The following is an 18,817-nucleotide window of genomic DNA, read 5'->3' on the forward strand; positions in this document are numbered from 1 at the left end:
GGGCCGGCCGGTGCCGCCTTCCGCCCCGCTGCGCGGGCAAGCAACTCTGCTGCGGGCGATCCGGCACGGGCCGGCCCCGGCACCTGGGGCGGGCCCGCCCGGCCGCGGGCCGCGCAACGCGCCGCCAGCCTTCCAGTGTAGCAGGGCGATTCCATACCGGGCGGCGCGTCTCCTGCCGGTTTCGACATCCTTGGCGGGCGATGGCGTGACCGGCGCTGGCAGCGTGACATGGGCGTGACGGGGTGTGGGGGCATGGCGCGGGGGCGGGCGGCGCGGCATGCAGGGCCGGAGCCTGCAGGGAGCCGCGGGCCCTACCGCGGCCCTGCGCCGGCGACGGGGCCGGCCGCTCCCCGCACCGGGTCCATGGCTCGCGCTGCGGTCTTGCTCCCGTCGCCCCCGGCGCTGCCCTAGCCCCTGGGCCGCGGGCGCGGCGCGAAAGGGCCCCGGCGGCCCCGGGGCGCTTCAGCTGGCGGAGGCCCCGGGGCGGATGCCGATCAGGCCCGCCATCCGCCCTGTGCGGCCGCCGCTGGCCCGGTGGGAGAAGAACGTCTCGGTGTCGCAGGCGGTACACAGCCCCGCAACGGCGACGTGCCGCGGATCCAGGCCCGCCTCCACCAGCAGCCGCCGGTTGGTCTCCCACAGGTCCCAGTGCCGGTAACCGGCTCCCCGGGGGGAAGGGGACAGCACTTCCTCCGCCCAGGACAGCCGGCGGTCCAGGGACTCCAGGACAGGCTCGTCCACCTCGAAGCAGCAGGGGCCGATGGAGGGTCCGATCAACGCGTGCAGGCGCTCCGGCCCGGTCCCCAAGGCCTCGGCCAGCGCCCGGGCCGCCGCCGGCGCCACCCCCGCCAGGGTGCCGCGCCAGCCGGCGTGGGCCAGCGCCACGCCCCTGCGGGATGCCGTGGCGCTGCCCCAGAGGAAGACGGGCACGCAGTCGGCGAAGGTCGCCCACAGGAGGACGCCGGGGTCGGTGGTGACCAGCGCATCGGCTTCCGGCCCCCGGCCGGGCGCCCAGGGCTCGCCGGCCCGGGCCACGGCCACCGCTGCGCCGTGGACCATGCGCGGCATGGCGACCCACTGCCACTCCGGACCGGCGGCGGCCAGCACCCGCTGCCGGTTGGCCTCGACGCGGGCCGGTTCGTCCGCGGTGGAGCGGCCCAGGTTGAGTTCCGCCCAGGGGCCCCGGCTGACGCCTCCCCGGCGGGTGGTGAAGGCCAAGAAAAGCCAGGACGGCGCACCGGAAGGAACGAGCCACTCCACCCCGTCCACCCGCTGCCGCTGCATGACGGCCCCGGCCTGCCGCCCGGCCTCCGGGACCGCGCCTTCAGGGGCCACGCTGCTCCCTCCCCGCCGGCACAATCATGCTGCGCCGGACGCGGGCACCGGGGCGGTGCCTTGCCGCGAACGGGCCGGCCCGCCCGGCCGGTCGCCTTCCGCGGATCGGCCCGCCCGCCCGGCCGCAGCCCCTTCGCCGCAGCCGCCGGGCCGTCCTCGTAGGGCCGCCCGGCACCCCTCAACCGGCGCTCGCCTGCATCCCTTCGCGGCCGGAACCCGCGGCCCCTTCCATGTCGACGAAACCCGGCACGTTGACCAGGATCACGTCCTGGCCGAAGCGGACGATCTGCTCCCACGGGATCACGTAGTCCCGGTCGCGCCCGAACAGGCCGAACCAGCGGGCAGGCCCGGGCACCACGATGGCCTGGATGCGCCCGGTCTGGAGGTCGATCTCCACATCCCCCACCCAGCCCAGCCGCCGCCCGTCCACGATGTTGATCACGTCGCGGGTGCGCAGGTCGGAGGTCTTCAGCACGGCGCTCACCCCCGCAGCTCATGCCGCCCGCGATCAGGGTATGCCGGGACGGGCGCCCGTGTCCCCCGAGGTCTGCCCACCGGCCTTGTCCGGGATGGCGCGGCACGCCCCGGCGCCTTGAGCATGCCCGCATCGAGCATGCCCGCGTCGCCGGGCGGGAACGGGCTGTCCCGCCGTCCCCTGGCGGCCGGTGAACCGGGGGCGATCCGCGGCGGCCGGCGCGTGCGGCAGAGGTGGCGCGTCCCTTGAACCGGCGCCCCGGGCGAGCCTAATGGGATGCGGAGGCCCGCTGGGCCCATCCCAGGGACGCCCACCAGCGGCCGATGCGGGCCTGCCACCATTCCAGGAGGAACCAGCGCGGGGCCGGCGCCGCCTGCCAGGCCGTCCCGCCGCCGCCCGCCGGAACCGGGGACCAGGAGGGCGCAGCCGCCCCGGGAGCCGCCAGGGCCCCTGCAACCTCCGCAGCGCCCGAACCGCCCGCAGGGTGTGGCACCCCGGCCGTACCATCCCTTCCTGCCGGTGCGGGCGTCACGCCGGCTCCTTCCCCACCCCCGGGTGTGGCAGGGGCCACCGCCTCCGGCGCGGGGAGGGCACCGCCCCGATCCTGGGCCGAACCTGCGAGGGTGCCGGCTTGGGCGGAGCCGCCGTCGCCCAGCCAGCAGAGCCCCGGAAAGAGGACGCACCAGAAGTTGTGCCCCGCCCCCTCGCCCAGGACGACCCGCACGGCGGGATAGACGCCCGCAGGATAGACCGTTTCTCCCAGGCGCCGCGCCGCATACGGAAAGCGGCCCGTCTCCACCCGCGCGCCGTAGTGGAAGCCCGCCGACCGCAAGACGGCCTGGGCCCGCGCCTCAAGCCGTTCCGCCTGCCGGTCCACCCGGGCCAGGGCATCGTCCGGGGTGGTGGCTCCCGCCACCACCTGAGCCAGAACGGGAAGCAGCGCATCCCGCACCTGGAGCTTGACGGCCTGATCCTCGGGATCGTCGCTGTTGGCAACGATGTGCAGCCTCAGGATGGGCGGCACAGGTTGCGCGGGTGCCGCCGCCATGGAGGCGGCCGCCCCGGCCGGCGTTGCAACCCCGGCGGGCCGGGCAGGACTTGCCCCCGCGGGCCCGTGCCCCGCCAGGCGGGGCCCCAGGCCGGCGGCCACCACCGTGGCCAGGGCCAGCCATCCCAGCATCCTGAGCCAGCGCCCCCATGTGCACCGGAGGGTTGCCATCACCATACCGCCGTCGGCCGGCACGACGATGCAGCCATGGACACCGGGCCCACCCTCGCCCGCCGGCCCGGATCCCCGGCCCCCGGCCGGCGGATTCAGCCAGTCTCCAAAGCCCATGCCCCTCGCCCTTTCACATGTACTTGCGCATCCGCTGCAGGGCGGCCTTTTCCAGGCGCGACACCTGCGCCTGGGAGATCCCGATCTCGTTGGCCACCTCCATCTGGGTCTTGCCCTGGTAGAAGCGCTTGGTGATGATCAGCTGCTCGCGCTCATCCAGGCGCGACATGGCCTCGCGCACGGCGATGGTCTCGAGCCACCGCTCGTCGCGCTGCTTGTCGTCGCTGACCTGGTCGACCACGAAGATGGGATCGCCGCCGTCCTGGTAGATGGGCTCGAACAGCGACACCGGGTCCTGGATGGCGTCCAGGGCGTGGACCACCTCTTCCCGCGGCTGGCCCAGCTCCTGGGCGATCTCTTCCAGGGTGGGTTCGCGCCCGTGCCGGTGGGTCAGCTGGTCCCGCACCTGCAAGGCCTTGTAGGCCACGTCACGCAGGGAACGGCTGACCCGGATGGGGGTGTTGTCGCGCAGGTACCGGCGAATCTCGCCGATGATCATCGGCACGGCATAGGTGGAAAAGCGGACGTTCTGTTCCAGGTCGAAGTTGTCGATGGCCTTCATCAAGCCGATGCATCCCACCTGAAACAGATCGTCCACCGGTTCGCCCCGGTGATTGAAACGTTGAATGACGCTCAAAACCAGCCTTAGATTGCCCTGCACCAGTTGCTGGCGGGCCTCTTCGTCGCCCTCGCGCATGCGGCGAAACAGGACCCTCATCTGCTCGTTGGACAGCACCGGCAGTTCGGCCGTATTGACCCCGCAGATCTCCACCTTGTTGATCATGCGGCTCATGGGCACGCGGTTCCCTCCCGCCTGCCGGACGCTGCCTTTGCCGGCAGGCTGTGTGCGCACAGCCCGGGCTCGTCCTGCAACGGGGAGTATGCGCGTGGCTGGAAGCCGTTATTCACCGGCCACGCCCGGACCATTCGTCATAACGTTCCCCGGCGCGCCGCTGGGCATGCATTGGAGGGTCCCATTCCGCCGCAGCGGAACGGGCCGCACCGGTGACCTGCGGGTCCGCACCACGGCAGGGATGAACCGGCCATCGATGGGTGACAAGGAGGTGACAAGTCTGCAATCAAACCGGGCAGGGAAGAAATCGAGTAGGAGGGGCCGGTGAAGGCCCCGTCCCCTCACACCACCCGGCATGCGGGTCCGCACCGGGCGGTTCGTCAAGCACGGCGAAGTTCGTGGTAGCATCGAGTGAGGCTCAGCAGCCCCTGGGTAAGCCAGTACGGCTTGCCCAGGGCGCTGTTGAGCGGGCCACCGGCCATGGCCCAGTACCCGCGTCGCGCCATGGCCCACTGCCGGGCTCGCCACTCGGGGTGGCCCAGGGCCCGCAGTTCCCGCAACCGGGTGCGCGGCCGTTTCCACTGCTTCCAAAGGCACGCCTGCAAGCGTCGCCGGAGCCAACCTTCCACGTTGCGGAGCAGGTCCGCCATGTCCGCGATGCGGAAGTAAGCGAGCCAACCGCGCAAATAGACATTGATCCGGCGGATGCGCTCGGGCATGGAAACCGGCCAGGTCCGGCTCGTCAGGCCGCGGATGCGGTCTTTGAGCCGCTGCACCGTTTGCGGGGCCACGCGCAGGCGGATGCCTTCCCGGCCGCGGTACATGCTGAAGCCGAGGAACTTGCGTCGCCAGGGCCGGTCCACCGCGCTCTTTGGCTCGTTGATCTTGAGCCTCAGCCGCTTTTCGAGGAAGCGTCGCACTCCCGCCATGACCCGGTGCCCCGCCCGTTCCGAGCGAACGTAGATGTTGCAGTCGTCCGCGTAGCGAACGAAGCGGTGTCCCCGCCGCTCCAGCTCCTTGTCCAGCTCGTCCAGCAGGATGTTGGCCAAAAGCGGGCTCAGGGGGCCGCCTTGGGGCGTGCCCTCCTCCGTCCGCACCTTCACCCCGCCGACCATCACACCGGCCTGCAGGTAGCGGCGGATGAGCATCCGGACGCGCTTGTCCGCAACCTTCCGCATCACCCGGGCCATGAGGACGTCGTGGTGGACCCGGTCGAAGAACTTCTCGACATCCAGGTCCACCACCCAGGTGTAGCCTTCCTCGACGTGCCGGCGCGAGGCTTCGACCGCCTGATGGGCGGAGCGCCCCGGCCGAAAGCCGTAGCTGTGCTCCGAAAAATCGGGGTCGAAGATCGGCGTCAGCACTTGCAGCAAAGCCTGCTGGATCAGGCGGTCCAGGACGGTCGGGATGCCCAACAAGCGCGTGCCGCCCCCGGGCTTGGGAATCTCCACCCGACGGACCGGCTGCGGCTTGTAGGTTCCGGCCAGCAGTTGGGCACGCACCTGCGGCCACCGCTCCCGCAGAAAGCCGCGCAACTGCTCGACGGTCATCCCGTCGACGCCCGGTGCGCCCCGGTTCTGCTCCACCCGTCGCAGGGCGGCCCACATGTTCTCCCGGACCACCACCTGCTCCATCAGGTCCACGCCACCACGTCCTCCGCGGGGAGGGGCGCCGGTCTGTCCCGGCCGGGCGCTCCGCTCTCGCCCAGGCTCCAACGGAATTCACCGCCGCCTCCTGGGCGAGGCCCTCTCAGGTTGGCTGCGCTCCTTGCGCCCGGCGCGAACGCGCCAACACCCTCCCGGACTCGACGTTCGGCCCTTCCCGCCGGCCCGGCCGGCGGTACTACGGCCTCTGCTGACTCCTGCCGGCTCAGCCGCGCCTTGCGGTCGCGGGTTGCCAGCCATGCTGGCCTACCGGCAGGCCTCCCCGGGTAAGAGCGAGCACTTTCGTCGCACACCCGCCGCGTTTACAGCGCCGCCCTTCGGCCCATCTCGGGCTTCGCCGTGTGCTGCCGGCTCGCCCAGTCGGCACTGCCTCGCCCGCGGTTCCTGGTCGTCGGGTCGCGACTTTGCCTCCGGCTTCCTTCGGATCCCGCGTCGCCGCGGGCACCCTTGCCTTCGGCTAGCGGTTGTACGGGGCCACCCTCCGCAGGGGACTTTCACCCCTTAGCACTCGCCCATGCCGGGCGCACAGCAAAAGCCCCGCAGCACAGGCTGCGGGGCTTTTGCGCAAACCATACTGCGCGGATCAAGGGAGGGCTTCCTGGATCTTCTCCCGCAAGGCGTCCAGCTCGTCCTGGGTCGCGCCGTCCACTTCGCACCAGGTGGCCAGCGGGCACTGCCACTGCTGGTAGTCCAGCAGCCCGAAGGCCACCTCCAGCTGCCGGCGCGTCAGCACCGGCGCCTCCCCGGCCTCCATGGCCGCATCCAGGATATCGACCAGTTCCTCCAGCTCCTGCGGTTCGACCGCCGGTTCGACCTCCACGGCATGGATGTCGCAGCCGAAACCGGCAAAGTCGGCAACGTTCCGCAGGAGGGCCATCTCCCGCCCGGACAGCGCCACCGTGACCGCCGGTGTCCCTGGCATCGGGACCACCTCCCGGTTTCAGGATGCACCGGCCGCGGCGGGCCGCCTGTAACCGCCGTCACCAATTTGAAAAAGATTATCAACAGGATCCCGTCCGGATGGCGGCCCCTTGCTTCCCCCAGCTACTCCATCTTGCGGATCTCCCGGCGCAGGCGGTTGATGATCCGTTTCTCCAGCCGGGAGATGTAGGACTGGGAGATCCCCAGATGGTCGGCCACCTGCTTCTGGGTGCGCTCGATGCCGTCCACCAGGCCGAACCGCAGTTCCATGATCAGCCGCTCCCGCGGGGTGAGCCGCGCCAGGGCGCGGTGGAGCAGGTGCCGGTCCACCTTGGCCTCCAGGTCGCGGTAGATCACGTCCCCGTCGGTGGCGGGGATCACGTCGGAAAGCAGCAGTTCGTTGCCTTCCCAGTCCACGTTCAGCGGTTCGTCCAGGGACACCTCGTAGCGGGTCCGGCTGGTGCGGCGCAGGTGCATGAGGATCTCGTTCTCGATGCACTTCGATGCATAAGTGGCCAGCTTGATCCGCTTGGAGGGATCAAAGGTGTTCACGGCCTTGATCAGGCCGATGGTGCCGATGGACACCAGATCCTCGATGGGAATGCCCGTGTTGTCGAACTTGCGGGCGATGTAGACCACCAGGCGCAGGTTGCGCTCGATCAGGGTGTGGCGAACCGCCGGATCGTCCTCGTCCAGGCGGTCCAGCAACAGTTCTTCCTCGTCGGCCGTCAGCGGCGGCGGCAGGGCCTGGCTGCCGCCGATGTAGTGCACGGGCAGCCACGCCGCACCGCTGCGCAACAGCCAGCGCAGGATGGCCAGCCGCACGGACCACTTCAACCGGAGCCACTGATGCCGCATCTCTGGCCGGTCCTCCCTCCCGACAGGTCTAGGACACCCGCGCCGCCGCCTGCCGGCCGGCGGGCGGGGCCTCCAGCAACGCGATGGGCAGAAGGGCCACATAATGCTGATCCCCGGTGAAGCGGCCGGGGAAGACGGCCACCACCGCCGGTCCCAGCGGGCGCCACGGGGCCGGCGGGGGCTCCACGGAGTGATCCGCCGCCTCTGGCGCCGCCGTCGTCCCGCCGCCACCGCCCGGCTCGCCGGGCGTTTCCGCCCCCGGGTCGGTGGTGGCGGCCGCGGCCCAATCCCGGCCGGGCTCCGCAGGTGGACCGGCGGCGAGCCGGCTCGCCGCCGGGGCGGCCAGGACCGGCTCCCCCGCGGGCAGCCGCGGCGCAGGCGGCCCGTCCGGGGATAGGGCCGGTGCTGCCGGCAGCCCGGTGCCGGCGCCCCGTTCCCGGCGCTGCCGGTCTTCGTCCCCGCCCGGCACGGCCAGCCAGAGGGCGTCGGGGCGGAACCCGGCCAGAAAGCCCCGCTCCCGGCCGATGGAGGCAAAGGGCACGATGCGCAACCGCTCCGCCCAGCCCGCACCGGCGGCCGCCCGGGCCCAGGCGGCGATGTCGTCCCCGGCCGCCACCGCCTGCCGCAGGGCCGGGGGCAGCAGGGGCGCCACGGCCTGTTCTTCCACCACCACCACCGGCAGGCCCGTCAGAGGGTCCCGCAGCTGGTTGCCCGTGTCCACCAGGGCGGGCAGGTCCAGCCAGCGCCCTTCGCAGGCCACCCGCAGGGTGACGTACAGCGGTCCCGGCAGGGACCGCCGGCGCCAGGCCTGCCAGAAGAACCGGCCGGCCGCCACGGCGGCCCCTACCGCCGGCACCAGGGCCAGGGCGGGCGACACCCGGGGAACCGTCCCCGGCCCGTCGCCGCCCGCCGCCAGCGAGAGCACGGCCAGGGCGCCTCCGGCCACGAAGCACGCCAGGCCGTAGAACCAGGCGGCCAGGGCCAGCAGGCGCCGGGGCGTAACGGGCCAGAAGGCCAGCAGCAGCATCAGGACCGAGGCCAGCAGCACCGCGGGCAGGCTGCGCCAGGGACCGGGGGGCAGCAGGGTCACGGCACAGGCGAAGGCCGTCCCCCAGGCCGTGGCCAGCGCGAGGCGCCCGCGGCTGGTGCGGGCCTGGGTGGCCTGGGCCGTGGCGGCCAGGAGGGCGTAGTCGACCACCGCGTTGACCAGGACGAACAGGTCCAGGTAGACGTACGGCACCCGCCTCGCCCCCGCTGCGCATCGCCACAATGGCATGCCTATGCCGGTCCCCCGGGCGGTAGAACGGGCCCCGGGCGGGGCGGCAAGCCGCCCTGGAGGCGAAGACCGCCGGCAGCCCCGCTGCCGGCGGTCTGATTATACGCCCCGTGGACTGGGAAACATGTCGAGATGTGGCCGCGTCCCGGTTCAGCGGGCCGGCCGCGGCCGGCGGCGCAGGAAGTGGGGGATGTCCAGGTCGTCCCCGGTGAAGGGCTTGATGGGCAGGTCGTCCAGTTCGGGCCCGGGCGTTGCGGGTTTGGGGTCGAACCCCGTCGCGATGACCGTCACCCGGATCTCGTCCTCCAGGTTCTCGTCGATCACCGCGCCGAAGATGATGTTGGCGTCGGGATCGGCCGCCTGGGCGATGATCTCCGCAGCCTCGTTGACCTCGTACAGGCCCAGGTCGGTGCCGCCGGTGATGCTCAGCAGCACGCCCTTGGCGCCCTCGATGGACGCCTCCAGGAGGGGGCTGGAGATGGCCGCCCGGGCCGCGTCCACGGCCCGGGTCTCGCCCCGCCCCACGCCGATCCCCATCAGGGCGGAGCCCGTGTTCATCATGATGGTGCGGACGTCGGCGAAGTCCAGGTTGATGAGCCCCGGCACCGCGATCAGGTCGGAGATGCCCTGCACGCCCTGGCGGAGCACGTCGTCGGCCACCCGGAAGGCCTGGAGGATGGAGGTCTTCTTGTCGACCACCTGCAGGAGGCGGTCGTTGGGGATGGTGATCAGGGTGTCCACCTTGGCCTTGAGGTTGTTGATCCCCATCTCCGCCTGGGCCGCCCGCTTGCGCCCCTCGAAGGAGAAGGGCCGCGTGACCACGCCCACCGTCAAGGCGCCGACCTCCGTGGCGATCTCCGCGATGACGGGAGAAGCGCCGGTGCCCGTGCCACCGCCCATGCCGGCCGTGATGAAGACCATGTCGGCGCCTTTGAGGCGCTCCTTGATCTCCTCGCGGCTCTCTTCCGCCGCCTTCTGGCCGATCTCCGGATCGGCACCGGCACCCAGGCCGCGGGTGACCTGGCGGCCGATCTGGATCTTCTCCGAGGCCAGGGATGCGGAAAGGGCCTGGGCGTCGGTGTTCACCGCCAGGAACTCCACGCCCCGCAGGCCCGCTTCGATCATGCGGTTGACCGCGTTGTTGCCCCCACCCCCGACCCCCACCACCTTGATCACGGCAAAGGGCTGGTTTTCCATATCAAACTCAAGCACGTTCCAAACCTCCCCGGTGCCGGTGGGCCGGCACCCTCCCGGATCGCCCGGTCCCCCTGGGGTTTGCGATCCCGGGACAAGGGTTCTTCGATCCCTATATCGTTGCGATGCCTCGTTCGGTTGAACCGCGGGACAAACTTCTAGCTTGAGTTCCACAGAGCCGCCCGGTTCCCTGCCGGCCGCCCGCCGGGTCAGTCACCGGGGTCCGCCCGGCGTGGCCCCAGAACGGGCCGGTCGGGATCGGTCACGTCGATGTAAGCCGGAGCCTCCGGCCCGGCCTCCCCCTGCAGGGCCACCAGGGCCGCCGCCAGCGCCCGGACCCTGGGAACCACCTCGCCATCCAGCATGCCCCAGCGCACGGGGATCCCGCTGGACAACTGGATCACCAGGACGGGCCCCTGCCCCACCACCAGCCGCCGGGGCGGGTCCGGCAGGCCGGCCTGGGCCAGCACCGCGGCCACGCCGGCGGCCTGGGTCAGGGGTGCGGGGACGAACCGGCCCGGCTCCCAGACCAGAGGGGTTGCCAGGTGCAGGGGCGCCACCCCGGCGCCGCCCGCCCCGCCTTCTTCCGCCCACGTCAGGAGGGGAAGGGGTGCACCGGGCTGGGAGCCGGCCTCTCCCTCGCCCGTGCCCCCCTTCCCGTCCCCGGCCGCCGGGGTGGCGCCCGCCTCCACCGCCGCCGGCGGAGCGGGCGTGCCCCGGCCGGCGCCGAGGATGCGGCCCTGGGCGTCCAGCTCGGCCCAGTGCCGGCCCGCCGGGTCGACCAGCACGGCCACGGCGGGCCGTTCCTGGATCTCGATGACAAGCCCCCGGGGCCACTCCCGCCGCACCTCCGCGCCCGCCACCCGCGGGTGGGCTTCGAGGCGCCGGGCCACGGCGCCGGGATCGACCCGCCAGATCAGGGTGCCGGGGGGAATGCCGGCCCAGTCGCGGATGGTGACCGGATCCAGCCGCTGGTAGCCGCGGATCCGCAGGTGGTCCAGGGCGAAGTAGGGCGAGCGCATGAAGAGGTAGAGCCCCAGCAGTGCTGCCGCCAGCACGGCCAGCAGCGCCACGCGCCGCACCCGCAGCCGCCTTTGCCGCATCTCCCGTGCCCAGAGGCTTGTCCCTTCGCCCAGCACCTGCGGTCTCCCCCGTTCTCCCCCGCCCGGCCCCGGGGCCTCAGGCCGGTTCCGTGGCCCCGGAAGCGGCATCCCGTTCGGGTGCCTCGGGTGGCCAGCGGCGGGCCAGCGATCCCAGCAGGCGCACCTCCGGCTCCAGCGTGATGCCGAACCGGTCGCGCACGCAGCGCCAGGCGGTGGTCATCAGCGCCAGCACGTCCTCGGCCCGGGCACCGCCCAGGTTGATGATGAAGTTGGCATGCTGCTCGCTGATCTGGGCCTGGCCGTGCCGCAGCCCCTTGAGCCCGCAGGCCTCGATCAGGCGCCCCGAGGCGTCCCCCGGCGGGTTCTTGAACACGCTGCCGCAGTTGGGGTAGCGCAGGGGCTGGGTCCGCTGGCGGTAGGCGGTGTGGCGGCGGATCTCCTCCAGGATCACCCGGGGGTCGCCCGGCTCCAGGACGAGCCGGGCGGCCACCACCGGCACGGCCTCCTTCTGCATGCGGCTGGACCGGTAGGCGAAACCGCATTCCTCCCGGGACCACCGGGCCACCCGGCCGGCGGGTTCGACCACCCGGACCCAGTCCACCACCTGGCCGATGCTGCCGTGGCGGGTGCCCGCGTTCATCACCAGGGCACCGCCCACGGTGCCGGGGATCCCTGCGCAGGGCTCCAGTCCCCGGAAGCCCCGCCGGGCCGCCTCGTGCACCAGGCGGGCCAGCACCGTGCCGGCCCCCACCACCACCCCGCGGCGGCCCTGCGGATCGGGCGGCTCCCAGCGGATGCCGTCCAGCCCGATCCGCACCACAACCCCCGGCAACCCCTCATCGGGCACCAGCACGTTGCTCCCCCCGCCCAGCAGGGTGACGGGCAGCCCGCGCTCCCGGGCCCAGGTCAAGGTCCGCGCCAGGTCGTCCTCGGCTGCCGGTTCCACCAGGAGCTCCGCCGGCCCGCCGATGCGAAAGGTGGTGTAGCGGGCCAGGGGCTCGGCAACCCGCACCGCGCCCTGGACCAAGCCCTGCAGCTCCCTTGCCATGGCCTCCCGATCCACCGCCATCGACCCCTGTCGCCGGCGGCGTGCCGGCGCCCTCCCGTCATGCCAACGTGCAGTCCCTTGCCCCCCGGGCGGTCCGCAGGCGCCTGGAAAAGGCGTCCCCGGCGCCGCAGGTCCCTGCCGCCGAGCCCCTCTGCCGGCGTGTGACCGGCCCTTGGGGGCGATCCTCTGGGGCGCTTTCTCGCCCGACCAGGTTGCCGGGGTGCCACCCTCCGCCCCCGGTCTTCCCGCCCCTCCACGTTTCCGCCGCTTCACACCCTATGTACGTTTTGGCCGTACGGCGGGTGCCCCCTGCCGGGCGGGCACGGCCGGCGCCCACGGCCCCGGCACCCGCCGCCCGGGCCCTAGCTCCCCCCGGCGGCGACCGGCACGCCCGCCGCCGCCAGCACCCGGTCGGCGATGGCCGCCGTGGCATCAGGCCGCCCCAGCTGGCGGCTGGCCCGCGCCATGGCGGCCAGGCGCTCGGGTGCTGCGAGGAGTCCGGTCACCACGTCCACCAGCCGGGCTCCCGTCAGCTCGGCGTCGGCGATCACCACCGCCGCCCCTGCCTGCTCCAGCACCCGGGCGTTGGCGTCCTGCTCGTGGTGGGCCACGTGGGGCGAGGGGATCAGCACCGCGGGCAGGCCGCGCGCCGTGATCTCCGCCAGGGTGGTGGCCCCCGCCCGCCCGATGTACAGGTCCGCCGCCGCGTAGGCCGTGGGCATGTCGTCGATGTAGGGGAAGAGGCGCACCCGCGGGCCCGGATCGCGCCCGGCCTCCGCCAGCCGCCGGGCCAGGCCGGTGGCCATCTCCCCGTGGTAGCGCTCGCCGCAGGCCCACAGCAGCACGCCGCGGGCCCAACCCGCCACGGCCACGGCCAGCTCCAGGGCCGCGGCGTTGATCCGTTCGGCGCCGCGGCTTCCGCCCGTCACCAGCACCACGGGCTCCGATCCGTCCAGCCCCAGCCGGGCCCGGGCCTCGTCCCGCCGGGCGGAGAGGATCTCCGGCCGCACGGGGTTGCCCGTCACCACCACCCGGGCTCCCTCGGGGAAGAACCGGCCCGCCTCCGCAAAGGGAACGCAGACGGCCTGCGCCCACCGCGCCAGGAGCCGGTTCGTCGCCCCGGGCACGGCGTTCTGCTCCTGGATCACCAGGGGGACCCCCCTGCGCACCGCCGCCAGGGCCACGGGCGCGGCCACGTACCCGCCGGTGCCCACCAGCACGTCGGGCCGGAAGCGGGCCACGATGCGGTCGGCCTGCCAGAGGCCCCGGGTGAGGGACAGGATCCCGGCCAGCACCTCCCGCGGGCCCTTGCGCATGAGCCCGCGGGCACTGACGGTGACGAAGGGCAGGCCTGCCCGGGGCACGATGCGGCTTTCCAGCCCCTCGCGGGTGCCGACATAGAGCATCTCGCAGCCGGGCACCCGCCGCTTCAGCTCGGCGGCGATGGCCAGGGCCGGATAGATGTGGCCCCCCGTTCCTCCCCCTGTCAGAAGCACGCGCAAGCCTGCTTCCCCCAATCCCCCTGGCCCGCCCGGTGCGTCCTGGGCGCATGCGCCGGCCCGTCACCAGGGCGCGGCGGTCCCGCCCCGTTCTTGCCGGTCCCGCCGGGTCCCGCCCCGTGGACGCGGGCCCAGGCACCAGGCCCCGAGCGCTACGGCGGGCAATGCCGGGAAATGTTGATCAGGATGCCGATGGCCGCCAGGGTCACCACCAGGGATGAACCTCCGTAGCTCAGCAGCGGCAGGGTGATCCCGGTGATGGGCAGCGTGGCCGTCACCACCCCCACGTTCACCACCACCTGGATGGCGATGATCGAGGTGATGCCGGCCGCCAGCAGGGCGCCGAAGGTGTCGGGCGCCGTGGCCGCGGTACGGAACCCGCGCCAGATCAGCACCGCGTAGAGGGCCAGCACCGTCAGGGTGCCCAAGAGGCCCAGTTCCTCCCCCAGGACGGCGAAGATGAAGTCGGTGTGCTGCTCGGGCAGGTACCAGATCTTCTGCCGGCTGAGGCCGAAGCCGAGCCCGAACCAGCCGCCCGAGCCCAGGGCCAGAAGGCCCTGGATCAGGTGGTAACCGGTGCCCTGGGGGTCGGCCCAGGGGTCGATGAAGGCGGTGATGCGCTTCCAGCGGTACTCCGACTGGGTCACGGCCACGATCAGCAAAGGAACGGCCGCCGCGGCCAGCCCCACCAGGTGCCCCAGGCGGGCTCCCGCCAGGAAGGCCATCAGCACCGCCATGCCCCCGATGGCCAGGGTGGTGCCCAGGTCGGGCTGGAGCATGATCAGCCCTGCCACCAGGCCGACCACCAGGAGCCACGGGCCGAGCCCGCGCCAGAAGTCCTGCACCCGCGACCCGGTGCGGGCGAAATAGTCAGCAAAGAAGATGCACAGCGCAAACTTCGCCCATTCCGAGGGCTGGAAGCTGAAAAAGCCGAAATCGATCCACCGCTCGGCGCCGCCCCGCGCGGCGCCCACCAGCAGCACCGCCACCAGGAACAGCAGGGTGCTGTACAGGGCCGGGCGGGCCAGTTGCCGCCAGTAGCCGTACTCGATGTGGGAGAAGGCCCACATCACCGGCACCCCGATCAGCGCCCAGAGCAGCTGCCTCTTCAAGAAATAGAAGGGATCGCCGGCGTCGTCGATGGCCTTGGCGAAGCTGGCGCTGAAGACCATGGCGATGCCCAGGGCCAGCAGGATCACCGTGACGGCGAAGATCGTCCGGTCCATCTCCCCTGCCCGGCCGGCAGGGGCCGTCGCCAGGCCCCAGCGGACCCCGGGCCGGTGACCGCGGCCGGCGGCCGAGTTCATCCCGGAAAACCTCCCAGGGCCAGGAAGCCCGCCAGGGCAAAGCCCAGGCCGGCGGCCCAGAAGCGATACACCACCTGGGCCTCGGTCCAGCCGCTGAGCTCGAAGTGGTGGTGGAGCGGGCTCATGCGCAGGATGCGCCGGCCCGTCAGCCGGAAGCTGGCCACCTGCACGATCACCGAAAGGGTCTCCAGCACGAACAGCATCCCTGCCACCGGCAGCACCAGCTCGGTCCCCGTCAGCACGGCCAGCCCCCCCAGGGCGGCGCCCAGGGCCAGCGACCCCGTATCGCCCATGAACACCCGGGCCGGGTGCAGGTTGAACCAGAGAAACCCGGCCAGGGCCGCGCCCAAGGATACGATGAAGATCGCCAGGTCATACCGTCCCGAGCGGGCGGCCGCGTAGAAGAACACCGAGAGCGCGATCAGGGTGGACCCGGCGGCCAGCCCGTCCAGGCCGTCGGTCTCGTTGACGGCGTTGGCGCTGGCCACCACCGCCAGCACGGCCAGGGGGTAGTACCAGCCACCCAGATCCCACCAGCCCGCACCGAAGGGCACCCACACCGCGGTCCCCCGCCCCAGCCACACCTGGGCCAGGTAGACCAGCAGGGCGGCCCCGGCCACCTGCCAGAACAGCTTGGCCCGCGCCCGCAGCCCCAGGGAACGCCGCAGGGCGACCTTGAGATAGTCGTCGACCAGGCCCACGGCACCAAAGGCCAGGGTCACACCCAGCACCAGGAGGGTGGCAGGGGTGGGCGGTGCCAGCCAGCCCGTCACCAGCAGGGCCGGGACCAGGAAGATCACCCCGCCCATGGTGGGCGTGCCCTGCTTGACCCGGTGCCGGGCCGGTCCCTGCTCGCGCACCGTCTGCCCGAAGCGCAACCGTTCCAGCCAGGGGATGACCACCGGCCCCAGCACCAGGGCCATCCCCGCCGACAGCACCGCCGCCAGGCCCAGCCGGGCCAGGACCGGCACCGGCCAGAGATCCATCGTCATGAAAGGCCCGTTCCTTTCCGTTCCAGCCTTCGCCTCATCCCTCCGCCCCGGGGGCGGAACCGGCAGCACCCGCCCGGGCCAACAGGGCGCCGGCCACCTCTTCCATGGCCATGCCCCGGGACCCTTTGATGAGGATGGCGTCGCCCGGATGGAGCCACCGGTCCAGATCCGCCAGCAGGGCGGCCTTGTCCGGATACGCCGCGGCAGCCCCGGCCGCGCCGCCGGCCTGGCGCCAGCCTTCCACCAGGGCCGGCGCCCAGCGGCCTACGGCCAGCAGCACATCGACGCTGCGGGCGGCCGCCTGTCCCGTCCGGCGATGCCCCTCTTCCGCCCAGTCCCCCAGTTCGAACATGTCGCCCAGGATGGCCACCGCCCGCCGGTCCCCGGCGACCTGCCGCAAGGCTTGCAGGGCCGCAGCCGTCGAGGTCGGCGAGGCATTATAACAATCGATGAAGAGGGTCCACGAACCGGCCTGCCGGATCTCGCTGCGCAGGGACGCGGGCCGCGCCCGGCCCAGGCCCGCCGCGATGGCGTCCGGATCCAGCCCCAGCACCACGCCCACCGCCGCTGCCGCCAGGGCACAGGTCACGGCCGCTGGCCCCGGCAGGGCCAGTTCGACGGTGGCGGCGTCGCCACCCGGGATCTCCAGCCGGAACCGGGTGCCGGGACCCCGGCTCTCCACCGCCACCGCCCTCACGTCGGCGCCGCCCTCGACCCCGAAGGTGAGCACCCGGGCCCGGGTCCGGGCGGCCATGGCCCGCACCCGGGGGTCGCCGGCATTGAGGATCGCCACGCCATCCGCAGGCAGCGCCTCCACCAGCTCGCCCTTGGCCTGGGCGATCTTCTCCAGGCTGCCGAGGAACTCCAGGTGGGATTCGGCCACCACCGTCACCACGCCGATGTCGGGCTCGGCAATGGAGGCCAGCCGGGCGATCTCCCCGAGCCCCCGCATGGCCATCTCCAGCACCGCCACCTGGTGGTGGTCCTCCAGGTCCAGCAGGGTGAGGGGCAGGCCGATGTCCGTGTTGTAGTTGCCCGCCGTCTTCAGCACGGCGAAACGCTGCTCCAGGACCGCGGCGGTCATTTCCTTGGTGGTGGTCTTGCCCACGCTGCCCGTGATCCCCACCACCCGCAGGCCGGGCCGCCGGCGGCGCACCCAGCGGGCCAGGCTGGCCAGGGCCTGGCGGGTATCGGCCACCTCCACCACCGCCGTGCCCGGCGGAGGCCCGCCGGGCAGCACCTCCGCCAGGGGGCGGGCGATCACCGCTCCCCGGGCCCCCGCCGCCAGCGCCTGCCCGACGAACTGGTGCCCGTCGACCCGCTGTCCCGGCAGCGCGAAGAACAGGTTCCCCGCCTCGACCCGCCGGCTGTCGACCGCACCGCCGGCCACGGTCACGCCGCCGTCGCCGGCCACCAGGCGCCCGCCGGTGGCCTCCGCGACCTCCGCCATGGCGAGCCGCATGCCCTCACCCCCTCCGTGGACCCGCCTCAGCCCCGGTAACCCAGGGCGGCCAGGGCTTCCGCCGCCACCTCCCGGTCGTCGAAGTGGATGGTCCGGTCGGCGAAGATCTGGTAGTCCTCGTGCCCCTTGCCCGCGATGACCACCACGTCGCCGGGCCGGGCCAGCTCCAGGGCCCGCCGGATGGCCGCTGCCCGGTCCGTCACCCGCTCGTAGGCCGCGCCCGGCACCCGCCGGACCCCGGCCTCGATGTCGTCCAGGATCGCCTCCGGGTCTTCGCTGCGCGGGTTGTCGGAGGTCAGCACGGTGTAGTCGGCCAGCCTGGCGCTGATGGCACCCATCTGGGGCCGCTTGCCCCGGTCGCGGTCGCCGCCGCAGCCGAAGACGCAGATGACCCGGCCCTGGCCGGCCAGCTCGCGCACGCTCCGGAGCACATTATCGAGCCCGTCGGGCGTGTGGGCGTAGTCCACGATCACCGCGAAGGGCTGGCCGCGGTCGATGCGCTCCAGGCGCCCCGGAACCGCCTGGAGGCTCTCCAGGCCCCGGGCCACCGTGGCCGGATCCAGCCCCAGGGCCAGACCGGCACCGGCCGCGGCCAGGGCGTTGTACACGTTGAACCGGCCGGTCAGGCGCAGCCGGACCGGGGCCTCCCCCTGCCGGCTCACCAGGATGAAGCGGATCCCGCCGGGTTCGACCTCCACCTGGCGGGCCGTGACGTCCGCCGGCCGGTGCAGGCCGTAGGTCACCACCGGCGCGTTGCTGCGGGCCGCCATGAACTCGCCCCAGGGGTCGTCGGCGTTGATCACCGCCGCCTTGGGGCCGGGCTTGGTGGTACCCGGGATCTCGTTGCGGCCCAGGCGCGCAAACAGGCGGGCCTTGGCGGCCGCGTAGTCCTCCATGGAGGCATGGAAATCCAGGTGGTCCTGGGTGAGGTTCGTGAAAACGCCGACATCGAAGGCGCACCCCGCCACCCGCTGCAGCGCCAGGGCGTGGGACGAGACCTCCATCACCGCGTGGGTCATCCCCTCGTCCCGCATGGCGGCCAGCAGCTTCTGCAGGTCCGCCGCCTCGGGGGTGGTGCGTTCCACCGGCAGGGAGCGGCCGGCGATGATGTTGTGCACCGTGCCGATGAGGCCCGTGGGGTGGCCGCCCGCTTCCAGCACCCAGCGGATCAGGTGGGTGGTGGTCGTCTTGCCGTTGGTCCCCGTGACTCCCACCATGACCAGGCTGGCGCTGGGGTGGCCGTAGAAGGCCGAGGCCAGGAGCCCGAGGGCCAGGCGGCTGGAGGGGACCTGGACGTAGGGCACGCCCTCCAGCGCCAGGGGGCGCTCGCCCACCACCGCGGCGGCTCCCCGGGCCACGGCCTCGGCGATGAAGGAGTGGCCGTCGTAACGCAGGCCGCGGATGGCCACGAACAGGAATCCCGGCTCGACGCGCCGGGAGTCGTAGGTGATGCCCTGGATCGGCCGGCCGGCGGGACCGGTCACGGTCTTGTCGGGCAGCACGGCGATCAGGTCTTGGAGGTTCACCATGGGCCCGTCTCCTTACCCTGCGGTT

The 18,817-nt window shown here is 72.9% G+C and carries 16 protein-coding genes; all 16 read right to left on the bottom strand.

Features of this window, described 5'->3' with window-relative positions:
- Window positions 1–462 precede the first annotated feature (462 nt).
- The 16 genes from pgeF to ACZ5T9_RS09565 all read right to left on the bottom strand — a co-directional run bounded on the left by pgeF (window position 463) and on the right by ACZ5T9_RS09565 (window position 18,792).
- Complete coding sequence (pgeF, locus tag ACZ5T9_RS09490; RefSeq protein ID WP_464832809.1) at window positions 463–1,335, bottom strand: peptidoglycan editing factor PgeF; 873 nt, start codon at window positions 1,333–1,335, stop codon at window positions 463–465.
- A 178-nt stretch (window positions 1,336–1,513) separates the two neighbouring features.
- The gene (locus ACZ5T9_RS09495; protein ID WP_006903924.1) at window positions 1,514–1,810 is read right to left on the bottom strand and encodes a YlmC/YmxH family sporulation protein; all 297 of its coding nucleotides are present in this window, start codon (window positions 1,808–1,810) and stop codon (window positions 1,514–1,516) included.
- 268 nt (window positions 1,811–2,078) lie between these two features.
- Window positions 2,079–2,990 carry a stage II sporulation protein R gene (locus ACZ5T9_RS09500; protein WP_464832811.1) on the bottom strand — a complete coding sequence of 304 codons (912 nt, stop codon included), beginning with the start codon at window positions 2,988–2,990 and terminating at the stop codon, window positions 2,079–2,081.
- Window positions 2,991–3,159: 169 nt separating this feature from the next.
- Complete coding sequence (gene sigG, locus ACZ5T9_RS09505; RefSeq protein WP_242823362.1) at window positions 3,160–3,939, bottom strand: RNA polymerase sporulation sigma factor SigG; 780 nt, start codon at window positions 3,937–3,939, stop codon at window positions 3,160–3,162.
- A gap of 380 nt (window positions 3,940–4,319) precedes the next feature.
- A complete protein-coding gene (ltrA, locus tag ACZ5T9_RS09510) occupies window positions 4,320–5,573 on the bottom strand; it encodes a group II intron reverse transcriptase/maturase (RefSeq protein WP_464834431.1) in 1,254 nt (417 codons plus the stop codon).
- Window positions 5,574–6,186: 613 nt separating this feature from the next.
- The gene (locus tag ACZ5T9_RS09515) at window positions 6,187–6,525 is read right to left on the bottom strand and encodes a hypothetical protein (RefSeq protein ID WP_006903927.1); all 339 of its coding nucleotides are present in this window, start codon (window positions 6,523–6,525) and stop codon (window positions 6,187–6,189) included.
- 122 nt (window positions 6,526–6,647) lie between these two features.
- Complete coding sequence (gene sigE, locus ACZ5T9_RS09520) at window positions 6,648–7,382, bottom strand: RNA polymerase sporulation sigma factor SigE (RefSeq protein ID WP_006903928.1); 735 nt, start codon at window positions 7,380–7,382, stop codon at window positions 6,648–6,650.
- Between the two features lie 28 nt (window positions 7,383–7,410).
- Window positions 7,411–8,622, bottom strand: a complete 1,212-nt coding sequence (locus ACZ5T9_RS09525; RefSeq protein WP_464832814.1) for a sigma-E processing peptidase SpoIIGA — start codon at window positions 8,620–8,622, stop codon at window positions 7,411–7,413.
- A gap of 186 nt (window positions 8,623–8,808) precedes the next feature.
- A complete protein-coding gene (ftsZ, locus tag ACZ5T9_RS09530; RefSeq protein ID WP_006903930.1) occupies window positions 8,809–9,870 on the bottom strand; it encodes a cell division protein FtsZ in 1,062 nt (353 codons plus the stop codon).
- A 191-nt stretch (window positions 9,871–10,061) separates the two neighbouring features.
- A complete protein-coding gene (locus tag ACZ5T9_RS09535; RefSeq protein WP_464832816.1) occupies window positions 10,062–10,991 on the bottom strand; it encodes a cell division protein FtsQ/DivIB in 930 nt (309 codons plus the stop codon).
- A gap of 40 nt (window positions 10,992–11,031) precedes the next feature.
- The gene (gene murB / locus ACZ5T9_RS09540) at window positions 11,032–12,003 is read right to left on the bottom strand and encodes a UDP-N-acetylmuramate dehydrogenase (RefSeq protein WP_156821739.1); all 972 of its coding nucleotides are present in this window, start codon (window positions 12,001–12,003) and stop codon (window positions 11,032–11,034) included.
- Between the two features lie 362 nt (window positions 12,004–12,365).
- Entirely contained in the window at window positions 12,366–13,499 is a 1,134-nt protein-coding gene (murG, locus tag ACZ5T9_RS09545; RefSeq protein WP_464832818.1) for an undecaprenyldiphospho-muramoylpentapeptide beta-N-acetylglucosaminyltransferase, read from the bottom strand.
- Window positions 13,500–13,654: 155 nt separating this feature from the next.
- On the bottom strand, window positions 13,655–14,809 hold the full coding sequence (gene ftsW / locus ACZ5T9_RS09550; RefSeq protein WP_464832820.1) for a putative lipid II flippase FtsW: 1,155 nt from the start codon (window positions 14,807–14,809) through the stop codon (window positions 13,655–13,657).
- Entirely contained in the window at window positions 14,806–15,801 is a 996-nt protein-coding gene (mraY, locus tag ACZ5T9_RS09555) for a phospho-N-acetylmuramoyl-pentapeptide-transferase (RefSeq protein ID WP_464832822.1), read from the bottom strand. The genes ftsW and mraY overlap by 4 nt, the downstream gene beginning before the upstream one ends.
- Before the next feature lie 34 nt (window positions 15,802–15,835).
- Window positions 15,836–17,263: a UDP-N-acetylmuramoyl-tripeptide--D-alanyl-D-alanine ligase gene (locus ACZ5T9_RS09560; RefSeq protein ID WP_464832824.1), complete on the bottom strand. Its 1,428-nt coding sequence runs from the start codon at window positions 17,261–17,263 to the stop codon at window positions 15,836–15,838.
- A gap of 26 nt (window positions 17,264–17,289) precedes the next feature.
- Window positions 17,290–18,792 (bottom strand): UDP-N-acetylmuramoyl-L-alanyl-D-glutamate--2,6-diaminopimelate ligase, encoded by a 1,503-nt coding sequence (locus tag ACZ5T9_RS09565; RefSeq protein WP_464832826.1) that lies wholly within the window; start codon window positions 18,790–18,792, stop codon window positions 17,290–17,292.
- Window positions 18,793–18,817: the final 25 nt, after the last annotated feature.

Source organism: Thermaerobacter nagasakiensis (assembly GCF_055396825.1).

What these genes read in the sequence shown, in the direction of transcription:
- ftsW (WP_464832820.1), bottom strand. Translation starts at nt 14,809, where the DNA reads ATGAACTCGGCCGCCGGCCGCGGTCACCGGCCCGGGGTCCGCTGGGGC.
- ACZ5T9_RS09565 (WP_464832826.1), bottom strand. Translation starts at nt 18,792, where the DNA reads ATGGTGAACCTCCAAGACCTGATCGCCGTGCTGCCCGACAAGACCGTG.
- ACZ5T9_RS09500 (WP_464832811.1), bottom strand. Translation starts at nt 2,990, where the DNA reads ATGCTGGGATGGCTGGCCCTGGCCACGGTGGTGGCCGCCGGCCTGGGG.
- ltrA (WP_464834431.1), bottom strand. Translation starts at nt 5,573, where the DNA reads ATGGAGCAGGTGGTGGTCCGGGAGAACATGTGGGCCGCCCTGCGACGG.
- sigE (WP_006903928.1), bottom strand. Translation starts at nt 7,382, where the DNA reads ATGCGGCATCAGTGGCTCCGGTTGAAGTGGTCCGTGCGGCTGGCCATC.
- mraY (WP_464832822.1), bottom strand. Translation starts at nt 15,801, where the DNA reads ATGACGATGGATCTCTGGCCGGTGCCGGTCCTGGCCCGGCTGGGCCTG.
- ACZ5T9_RS09560 (WP_464832824.1), bottom strand. Translation starts at nt 17,263, where the DNA reads ATGCGGCTCGCCATGGCGGAGGTCGCGGAGGCCACCGGCGGGCGCCTG.
- ACZ5T9_RS09515 (WP_006903927.1), bottom strand. Translation starts at nt 6,525, where the DNA reads ATGCCAGGGACACCGGCGGTCACGGTGGCGCTGTCCGGGCGGGAGATG.
- sigG (WP_242823362.1), bottom strand. Translation starts at nt 3,939, where the DNA reads ATGAGCCGCATGATCAACAAGGTGGAGATCTGCGGGGTCAATACGGCC.
- murB (WP_156821739.1), bottom strand. Translation starts at nt 12,003, where the DNA reads ATGGCAAGGGAGCTGCAGGGCTTGGTCCAGGGCGCGGTGCGGGTTGCC.